The 9,004-nt window shown below is 44.8% G+C and carries 8 protein-coding genes and 1 riboswitch; of the genes, 6 read left to right on the top strand and 2 right to left on the bottom strand.

Features of this window, described 5'->3' with window-relative positions; translation table 11 throughout:
- The first annotated feature begins 179 nt into the window (after positions 1–179).
- Positions 180–1,151: a nuclease-related domain-containing protein gene (locus ACNQGS_RS14645; RefSeq protein ID WP_491487955.1), complete on the top strand. Its 972-nt coding sequence runs from the start codon at positions 180–182 to the stop codon at positions 1,149–1,151.
- Positions 1,152–1,177: 26 nt separating this feature from the next.
- On the opposite strand, the gene ACNQGS_RS14640 is transcribed toward ACNQGS_RS14645, so the two are convergent.
- A complete protein-coding gene (locus ACNQGS_RS14640; RefSeq protein ID WP_491487954.1) occupies positions 1,178–1,645 on the bottom strand; it encodes a VanZ family protein in 468 nt (155 codons plus the stop codon).
- A gap of 131 nt (positions 1,646–1,776) precedes the next feature.
- Here ACNQGS_RS14640 and spoIIQ point away from each other — a divergent pair, with 131 nt between their 5' ends.
- The 5 genes from spoIIQ (at position 1,777) to ACNQGS_RS14615 (ending at position 7,961) form a co-directional block, all read left to right on the top strand.
- Entirely contained in the window at positions 1,777–2,631 is an 855-nt protein-coding gene (gene spoIIQ, locus ACNQGS_RS14635) for a stage II sporulation protein SpoIIQ (protein ID WP_491487959.1), read from the top strand.
- A gap of 368 nt (positions 2,632–2,999) precedes the next feature.
- A riboswitch (TPP riboswitch) is annotated at positions 3,000–3,112 on the top strand.
- Between the two features lie 153 nt (positions 3,113–3,265).
- Entirely contained in the window at positions 3,266–5,029 is a 1,764-nt protein-coding gene (gene thiC, locus ACNQGS_RS14630) for a phosphomethylpyrimidine synthase ThiC (protein ID WP_491487953.1), read from the top strand.
- Positions 5,004–5,207, top strand: coding sequence for a hypothetical protein (locus ACNQGS_RS14625; RefSeq protein WP_491487952.1), 204 nt, complete (start codon positions 5,004–5,006; stop codon positions 5,205–5,207). The genes thiC and ACNQGS_RS14625 overlap by 26 nt, the downstream gene beginning before the upstream one ends.
- Positions 5,208–5,451: 244 nt before the next feature.
- The gene (locus ACNQGS_RS14620) at positions 5,452–7,503 is read left to right on the top strand and encodes a penicillin-binding transpeptidase domain-containing protein (RefSeq protein WP_491487951.1); all 2,052 of its coding nucleotides are present in this window, start codon (positions 5,452–5,454) and stop codon (positions 7,501–7,503) included.
- Positions 7,504–7,718: 215 nt separating this feature from the next.
- Positions 7,719–7,961, top strand: a complete 243-nt coding sequence (locus ACNQGS_RS14615; RefSeq protein WP_491487950.1) for a hypothetical protein — start codon at positions 7,719–7,721, stop codon at positions 7,959–7,961.
- 180 nt (positions 7,962–8,141) lie between these two features.
- Here ACNQGS_RS14615 and ACNQGS_RS14610 read toward each other — a convergent pair whose 3' ends face one another.
- Positions 8,142–8,453, bottom strand: coding sequence for an MGMT family protein (locus ACNQGS_RS14610; RefSeq protein WP_491487949.1), 312 nt, complete (start codon positions 8,451–8,453; stop codon positions 8,142–8,144).
- Between the last annotated feature and the right edge of the window lie 551 nt (positions 8,454–9,004).

Genomic DNA, 9,004 nt, shown 5'->3' with positions numbered 1-9,004 from the left:
CAAATCGGAAAGTATATCCAAATAAATGGTAATCTATCGAAAAAGGTCATTGAAAAGAAACCTAAGGACAGACCTAATTGGATAAAACGCCATAAAAAGTTCAAATTTAATGTCGATTTTTGCAGGAAATTGGCAAACAAAAGAGGAATTGTAGGAGCAAATTGAAAGGAGTGGTCCGATTGTTTGCAAAACCTTGCGAAATGTCATTAAGAATCAAGAAATTACAGGCACTTTTCGATGGGAGGATGGATCCCAATCACCCCGATTGGCCGGATTTGGTTCACGAATATAAAAATAGGATGGCAGGGTATCATGGCGAGAAATCCGTGGATTTTTACTTGAGCATGCTTCCAGAGGCCGACTATCAAATTTACCACGATATCCGCCTGCTTTATGGAAAGTATTACTTTCAAATTGACATCCTGCTACTGTGTGCGATGTTTGGCCTAGCGTTGGAAGTGAAAAATAGGAGCGGGGAGATCCATTTTAAAAGAGAATTAAACCAGGCCTTTTTGCGAAAGAATGGTCAGGAGGAACGCATAAAGAATCCGGTGCTGCAGGCCAAGCTCCAGGCGCGAAAGCTAAACGGGTGGCTGCAAGAGCACCATTTTCCAAACGTTCCAATCCATTATCTTTTTGTAAACAGTAATGAAAAAACGTTGATTACAACGGAGCACGGGAACGAAGAGATTCTTCGGAATGTATGTAATAGTGAATTTTTAATAGAAAAAGTAGAACAAATTAAAGAATTTCAAAAGATAGAGAAGCTAGGCTCCAAGGATTTAAAAAAGGTAAATAAATTACTACTATCGAAGCACACTCCCGATAATCCCGATATATTAAAGCAATTCCACCTGTCTCCTAAAGATATCCCCACTGGTGTGAAGTGCCCCGATTGCCGCTTTCTGCCGATGACTTATCATTCCGGAACCTGGTGGTGCCCAAAGTGTAACGCCAAATCGAAAACTGCCCATATTCCAGCCATCAACGATTATTTCCTTTTAATAAAACCGACTATCACAAATTCTGAGCTAAGAGAGTTTCTCCATATAGATTCGATAAGAGTGGCCAGCCATTTTCTAACGACCGCAGATTTCCCCCATAGTGGTACATTTAAAGACCGTGTTTATCACCATCCCGTATTGCAATAAAAAAACCACCGCCTACCAGCAGTGGTTTAAGAAACAGACCGAACGCGGCCGAGCAGCTTCGCCAGCCCCACAAATTTACCCTTAAACAATGCGCCGCGAATAAAATAGTAGCAGACGCTGATGCCGAGGAAGTCCTTAAACAGGTCAAATAGCGACGCGGAGCGGTATGGATAGAACGATTGGTGGATTTCGTCACTGATGCCGTAGAAGGCCGCAAACAGGGCACAGGCCAAGTTCCAGCCTGGTGTAAAACTGAAACCGGCGACAGCATTGCTGCGCAGGTCAGCGTCACCGCGTCTAAACGTCAAACATGCGAGGACTAGTAATACATATAAAATCGCAAACTCTATTAAATGCAACGATTCTTTAATAGTATGGTCAATATTCGAATCGGGCAGGCGCACGAAGTGGTCCGACGGCAGGCTCGATTGAATGAAGATGGCTGCCATGTAAAGCACGGGCAGGACCCGCAGCACCCATTTTAACACTTTCATGAAACAATTCCCCCTAAAAATTTTTCAAAAAGATGCATAAAAACGCAGGCGATTACAAAAAATAAAATTTTTTTCAGACTAGTGTATATAATTCTAGTTATCTGTTCAGAATGATTGCTGAGGTGATGAAAATGAGAGAGGAAGAAAACAAACGATCTTCTCAAAGTTCCAGCGTAAAACGCTTTTTCAAGAAGCGTTGGGTATTTCCAGCCATCTATATCGCAAGTGCAGCAATCATTTTAACAGGTGTTCTTTGGTACCAGTCCAGCGCAGGAGACTCAGACAAATACGATTACAAGTCTACTGATATTACTGGCAAAAAGACCAACCCGCCTGCAGTTGAAGTTAACTCGGCTTTAGAAAACGTCAAAATGCCGGTGAAGGATGCAGCATCAGCAGTGATCAAGACAAAGTTCTATGATTTCACAGCCAAAGCTGAAGACCAGGAAGCCGCATTAGTATTCTACGAGAACACATACAATCCGAATACTGGTGTCGACATCACCATGAAAGACGGCGAAACGTTTGATGTATTAGCATCACTAAGCGGTAAGGTCGTTCGAGTGGAAGAAGACGCAGTGCTTGGAAATGTCATCGAAATTGAACACGACAAAGGTATTGTAACACAATATCAGTCCGTGAAAGACATTAAAGTTGAAGTTGGCGACAAGGTGAAACAGGGAGATGTTCTTGCCAAGGCTGGGCAAAGCATGTTCAATGAAAAAGCTGGAACACACGTCCATTTTGAAATTCGTAAAGATGGCGTCGCGGTTAACCCTAGTAAGTATATCGACAAACCGGTAAGCACTTTACAAGAAGCGACTCCTTCAAACAGCAAGGAATCCATGCAAACTCCTAGCGAAAAAAAGCAGCAGGAGTTGGAGGATCCAGCTGGCTCCGACGACCAGTCTTCCGATAAGGAAACAGACGACGGCAAGACCAAAGAAGACGAGTCCACTAACTCAAAAGAAAAGACAAATTCTTAATATAGCAATTGTAAGTAAAGGGGAAGGGGAATGCTTCCTCTTTTTTTTGCGTTTTTTTTTCAAAAAAAAGAATCCGGCCGCTAGCCAGATTCCGCACGTTATCAAAAAAATAGGACCCGGCCGATTGCCGAATCCAACACGATATATTAAAAGGGGGGGTTATGAAAAAGTGTGACTAAGATTGTCCTTTTCACACTCTTATCTTACCCTCCAGATATGAACAAACTATGAACAAAAGGTGAAAGTTTGAAAAACAGTTATGAGAATTATCTGTTCTGATAACCACAAAGTTTACCAAAAAGTCCTTTCCATTTTCAAAAATTTCTGATATATTTTGACTGTAAGATGATAACTTAATATTGTTTGAAATGCTCTACTGGGGGGGTCCGATGGCTCGGACTGAGAGAAGAATGCATAAATTCTTTGACCCTTTGAACCTGATCTGGATGATGCCAGCGTAGGGAAGTAGTATCAAAGGTGTCCGTGTTTAATTTGGGTACCGCTACTTTTGGATGAAATAATCAGGTTCTGTGCAAACAGAACCTTTTTGTATTGTCCTCTATTACTTTCCAGTAATGAACTGCGCTGTAACTCCCAGGGTGCAAATTCAAACCATTTTGAAGGAGGAAGTTACATGCAGAAGCAAGTGGAAGGGAACATCGAGTTAAAATCACAATTCACTGGAAGTAAAAAGGTATATGTCGAAGGGGCAAGCCCCGATCTTAAGGTTCCTATGAGAGAAATTCAACTTAGTCGAACCGTTGCTGCTTTTGGAGAAGAAGAAAACGAGCCTGTTCGGGTCTATGATACGAGCGGCCCCTACACAGATTTGAATTATCAGGTCGATATTCAAAGCGGACTTCCAGCATTGCGCAAGAATTGGATTCTCGAGCGGAATGATGTGGAGGCTTATGTTGGAAGAGAAATAAAGGCCAAGGATAACGGATACCATGAAGGGGACCAACGTGCAAACCTTGAATGGTATCCTAATGTAAACAAAACACCCCTAAAGGCTAAAACAGGAAAAAATGTCACCCAGATGCATTATGCCAAAAAAGGCATGATTACCCCTGAAATGGAGTACATAGCCATTCGTGAACATAGGGAACCGGAATTTGTTCGTGCGGAAGTTGCCAGCGGGAGAGCGATTATCCCAGCCAATATCAATCACCCGGAAAGCGAACCGATGATTATAGGGCGAAACTTTCATGTGAAAATTAATGCAAATATCGGGAATTCGGCTGTTACCTCCTCTATAGAGCAAGAGGTTGAAAAAATGACCTGGGCAACTCGCTGGGGCGCCGACACCATCATGGATTTATCAACGGGAAAAAATATCCATACAACGAGAGAATGGATCATTCGCAATTCTCCCGTACCAGTTGGAACGGTCCCAATCTATCAGGCACTCGAGAAAGTAAATGGGATTGCCGAGAATTTAACATGGGAAATTTACCGCGATACGTTAATTGAACAGGCGGAACAAGGCGTCGACTATTTTACAATCCATGCCGGCGTTTTGCTGCGATATATTCCTTTAACGGCAAAACGGACAACAGGCATCGTATCCCGCGGCGGCTCGATTTTGGCGCAATGGTGCTTGGCTCATCATAAGGAGAATTTCCTCTATACTCATTTTGAAGAAATATGTGAAATCCTGAAACAATATGATATCTCTGTTTCTCTTGGAGACGGGCTTCGTCCAGGCAGTATTGCCGATGCAAATGATGAAGCACAATTCGCAGAGCTTGAAACGCTCGGAGAATTAACAGACATTGCCTGGAAACATGATGTGCAGGTGATGATTGAAGGGCCTGGTCATGTACCGATGCATATGATCAAAGAGAACGTCGATAAGCAAATGGAAATTTGTAAAGAAGCGCCATTTTATACGTTAGGACCTTTAACCACCGATATCGCACCAGGATATGATCATATTACTTCAGCAATCGGAGCAGCGATGATCGGCTGGTTCGGAACAGCGATGCTCTGTTATGTGACACCCAAAGAGCATTTGGGCTTACCGAACAAAGATGATGTCCGGGAAGGAGTCATTGCTTATAAAATTGCCGCTCATGCCGCTGATTTGGCCAAAGGGCACCCCGGTGCGCAAAAAAGAGACAACGCGTTATCGAAAGCCCGTTTCGAATTCAGATGGGAAGACCAGTTTAATCTTTCTTTGGATCCGGAGCGTGCAAGGGAATACCATGACGAAACATTGCCATCGGAGGGGGCAAAAACAGCCCATTTTTGCTCCATGTGCGGGCCGAAGTTCTGTTCGATGAGAATATCACATGACATTCGGGAAAAGGCAGCGAGTAAAGAAGTGGACATCGAAGAAGGCATGAGGAAAAAAGCGGAGGAATTTATTCATGATGGATCAAGAATTTATCGATGAGACGAATTCCATTAAGGTAATAAAAATGAATGAAGAAATAGACATCCTAAAACAAAAAATTCATAGCTTGGAAAAGGAAATTGAAAACATTCAGCAACATTGCCGGCATTTATTTTCCGAAACGTACGGTATGAGGAAATGCCGAAAGTGCGGTTTCGCAGAAAGCACCTATTATTAATTTCATTCACCTAGTCACAAAGCAAATCCCGGTTTAATAGCCGGGGTTTTTTAATGCCGCTATTTTCCTTAGGAGTTTTGTCCTGAAATTGGCGATGGGGTGTTTTTGTTGCGGTAGATTGGAGGGCTTGGGCATATGTTAAAGAGTCAGCTGATTATACCTGGAATACAGGATGACCTACGTTGCTTTGATGAGAAATCTGTCTAAGGTTGTGTTAAAATGGTAAAAAAAGGAGGGGTTTGCCTTGAAAAAAGTTGCCGGGCTGTTGCTTGCCGTGGTGCTGGGTGTTTTGCTTGCCAGCTGCAGCAAGGAGCCAACGCCGCAGGATCGATTTTCCGAGTACATAGCCTTATGGAATAAGCAGAAGTTTGCTGACATGTATAATTACCTTTCGAATGATGCCAAAAAGAAAATCTCTAAAGATGATTTTACGAACCGCTATAAGAAAATCTACGACGATTTACAGATTACTGACCTCAAGATTGACTTCAAAAATCCGAAAGACGATAAACAGAAGGATAAAGAGCAAGCCAAGTATTCTTTTAGCGCCAAAATGAACAGTGTCGCGGGGCCAATTAATTTTACCGAAGAAGCTCTGTTGAAAAAGGAAAAAAAGGACGATAAGGAAAACTGGTTTGTGGACTGGAACCCGGGGTTCATTTTTCCAAAAATGCAGGAGGGCGACAAGCTGAGCTTGAGCACGGTACCGGCGAAGCGGGGCGAAATCGTTGACCGGAACGGCACGGGGATGGCGGTGAACGGCCAGGTGTACGAAGTGGGCGTATCGGCCGGCGATATAGCGGCGCCGGTGATGGAGCAGCTGGCGTCGCTGTTGAAGATGACGCCGGATTCTATTGATAAGGCGCTGAAGGCGAGCTGGGTGCAGCCTGGGATGTTTGTGCCGCTTAAGAAGGTGTCGATGGACGATACTGAGCGGGTTGCCCAGCTGGTCGCGCTTGAGCCTGTGAAGACACGCAAGGTGGACGCGCGGATTTATCCGTACAAGGAGGCCGCGGCGCAGCTGATTGGCTATGTTGGGCAGATTACCGCGGATGAACTTGAAAAGAGGAAGGACAAGGGTTACACGAGCCGTGATGTGATTGGGAAGCGCGGACTGGAGCAGGTGCTGGATGAGCAGCTGAAGGGCCAGAGCGGCGTGAAGATTGTGATTAAGAAGAAGGCCGGCGGCGAGGAAGTACTCGCGGAAAAGCCGGTTGCTGATGGAAAAAATGTCAAGCTGACCATTGATGCGGATTTGCAGGCGGTGGTGTATGCGGAGATGAGTGGTGGAGCAGGTGCCGCTGGGACCGTGGCTGGAGGAACTGCTGGGGCTGGTGCTCCGGCTGGCGAGGTCGGGACGGCGGCTGCGATGAACCCGGTGACAGGGGAAACACTAGCGCTCGTCAGCAGCCCGTCATTTGACCCGAATCAGGCGGCGTTAGGCTTTTCTGCGGATGAATGGAAGGCACTGCAGGACGATGCCCGCCAGCCGCTGTTAACGCGCTTTAAACAGGCATTTGCGCCTGGGTCTGTGATGAAACCAATTACGGCCGCTGTAGGGCTCGCGAGCGGCGCGATTAAGCCGGACGAGGGCGTGCAGATCCTCGGGCCGAAATGGCAGAAGGATGCGTCCTGGGGCGGCTATTTCGTGACCCGGGTGCACGAGGGAAGCCCGATTAATTTGGAAAAAGCATTGGTGTTTTCGGATAACATTTATTTTGCACAGGCTGCTTTAAAAATAGGCAAGGATGCATTTTCTGATGGTTTGAAAAAGTTCGGCTTTGAGGAGCAGCTGCCGTTCGTTTATCCGCTTGAGACTTCAAAAATTGGGGCTCTGGGCAGTGATATAGCGCTAGCCGACTCAGGTTATGGCCAGGGACAGGTGCAGATGAGCATTGTTCATTTGATGAGCACCTATACGCCATTTGTCAATAATGGCAATATGATTAAGCCGATTCTATTGGATGAAGAGAAGCGCGGGCAAGTGTTGAAAGAGGGCGTTGTTTCTGCAGAAAATGCTGGTTTGATTGCAGGGGACTTACGCAAGGTCGTTGGTGATGCCGGAGGAACTGCCCACGCTGCAGAAATGGCCGACAAGCCGCTTGCTGGAAAAACCGGAACAGCGGAATTCAAGCAGAAGCAGGGCGAAACCGGGCTCGAGAATGGCTGGTTTATCGGCTGGAATGTCAATTCGCCGAATCTGATGGTGGCCATGATGGTCGAGAACGTAAAAGACCGGGGCGGTTCGGGCATTCCGGTGAAAATGGTGAAGAATATTTATATGAAATGGAAATAAGTTGTGTGCGGAAGCACCTGGCCTGTGGGCCGGGTGCTTTTTTGTGGGGAAAGTACCTGGTTTGGGTGGGCTGTGGCCTTTGAAAATTACCTTTTTTTTAATTTACTTGCTTTGTTTGAGGGTTTACTCGCGGAAAATTAGGATTTACTCGCCATCCCCCATCTCGAGCGACAAAACCACCCTAAAAAAGGTAACTTTTCAATTACCTTTTTGGAGTGATTACCATTAATTTGGATATACTTTCCGGTTTGGTGCGTTTACTTTCCAAATGGGGACAAATACTTTCCAGATTCATGATTTTACTTACACTTTTTGGCCAAATACTTACCGGAATACCTGATTTACTTTCCAAACTTATTTTTCAGGGTGGATTTACTCCAAAAAGCCAGGCGGCGAGCCTGGCTCAGGTAACATATGAGATCTTAAAAATACCTTTTAAAATTTACTCGCTGATTTGAAGTTTTACTCGCCAACTTTTGACATTTACTCGTCTATTTTTATAATTTACTCGCCTGAATCTAAAATTTACTCGCCAACCCCCATCTCGAGCGACAAAACCACCCCAAACAAGGTAACTTTTCAATTACCTTTTTGGAGTGATTACCATTAATTTGGATATACTTTCCGATTTGGTGTGTTTACTTTCCCGGGTGCCACTGATATTTTTCCAAATCAATAACCCCATTTAAACCCACATCCACGCCCTCGGCCTCGAGCGACAGCCATTGTTCGTTGTAGCCCTCGTCATCCTGCAGGGCGATTTTTCCTTGGGCATTGACGACCCTGTGCCAGGGCAGGCGGTGTTTCCTGCTCATGGAGTGGAGGACGCGGACGACCTGGCGGGCGGCGCGGGGACTTCCGGCGAGCCCCGCAATTTGTCCGTATGTCATGACTCTCCCCAGGGGTATATTTTTTATAATCGAAATTACTCTTTCCGTAAAAGGTGTCACTGTCGTAAAATCCTTTCTTAAATAACTTAACCACATTATATAATATTAAAAACGATTCAATATCACGGACACTACAGGAAACTTGAAACCTTGCATCTTCTTCAATGTTACTTACCACATTTCAATGTTTTTTTACCAAAACCCCAAATTTTCACAACACAAACACATCAAACACATATATTTTTCATCCGACAAATTTCTTGGGAAATAACGAGCGGCCCGCGATTATTTCTGTATAAACCATAGACGTGGCGCGGGTTTGGGGCTTTTTTCCTAAATGTCGAAAAAACATACAATATTTGAATTTTCTAAAAATAGTCCAATACCTTGTCCCGTTTGTGTATTTTGTGCATAAACCCGTATCCAAGCTAATACAATGTTACAAACCTTTATACAAAGAGAGTGTTTGAGGTGAGGAGTCGTTTGAAGTTAGCGGGTATCCAGCCGGGGACATGATTATTCATCGTATGATCAGAAAGTGAAAACTTTCTGCCGTGTGACATGCAGGGCGAAATTTGGTGCCTGACACCATTCGTGGATACTGTCCACGT

Source organism: Neobacillus sp. PVCKKU3, from assembly GCF_058323225.1.
The sequence above is the reverse complement of the archived record's forward strand: the minus strand, read 5'-3'. Positions and strand labels throughout refer to the sequence as shown.

Bases quoted from the DNA above. Each gene is read 5' to 3' on its own strand.
- ACNQGS_RS14640 (WP_491487954.1), bottom strand. From the start codon at position 1,645: ATGAAAGTGTTAAAATGGGTGCTGCGGGTCCTGCCCGTGCTTTACATG.
- spoIIQ (WP_491487959.1), top strand. From the start codon at position 1,777: ATGAGAGAGGAAGAAAACAAACGATCTTCTCAAAGTTCCAGCGTAAAA.
- thiC (WP_491487953.1), top strand. From the start codon at position 3,266: ATGCAGAAGCAAGTGGAAGGGAACATCGAGTTAAAATCACAATTCACT.
- ACNQGS_RS14625 (WP_491487952.1), top strand. From the start codon at position 5,004: ATGATGGATCAAGAATTTATCGATGAGACGAATTCCATTAAGGTAATA.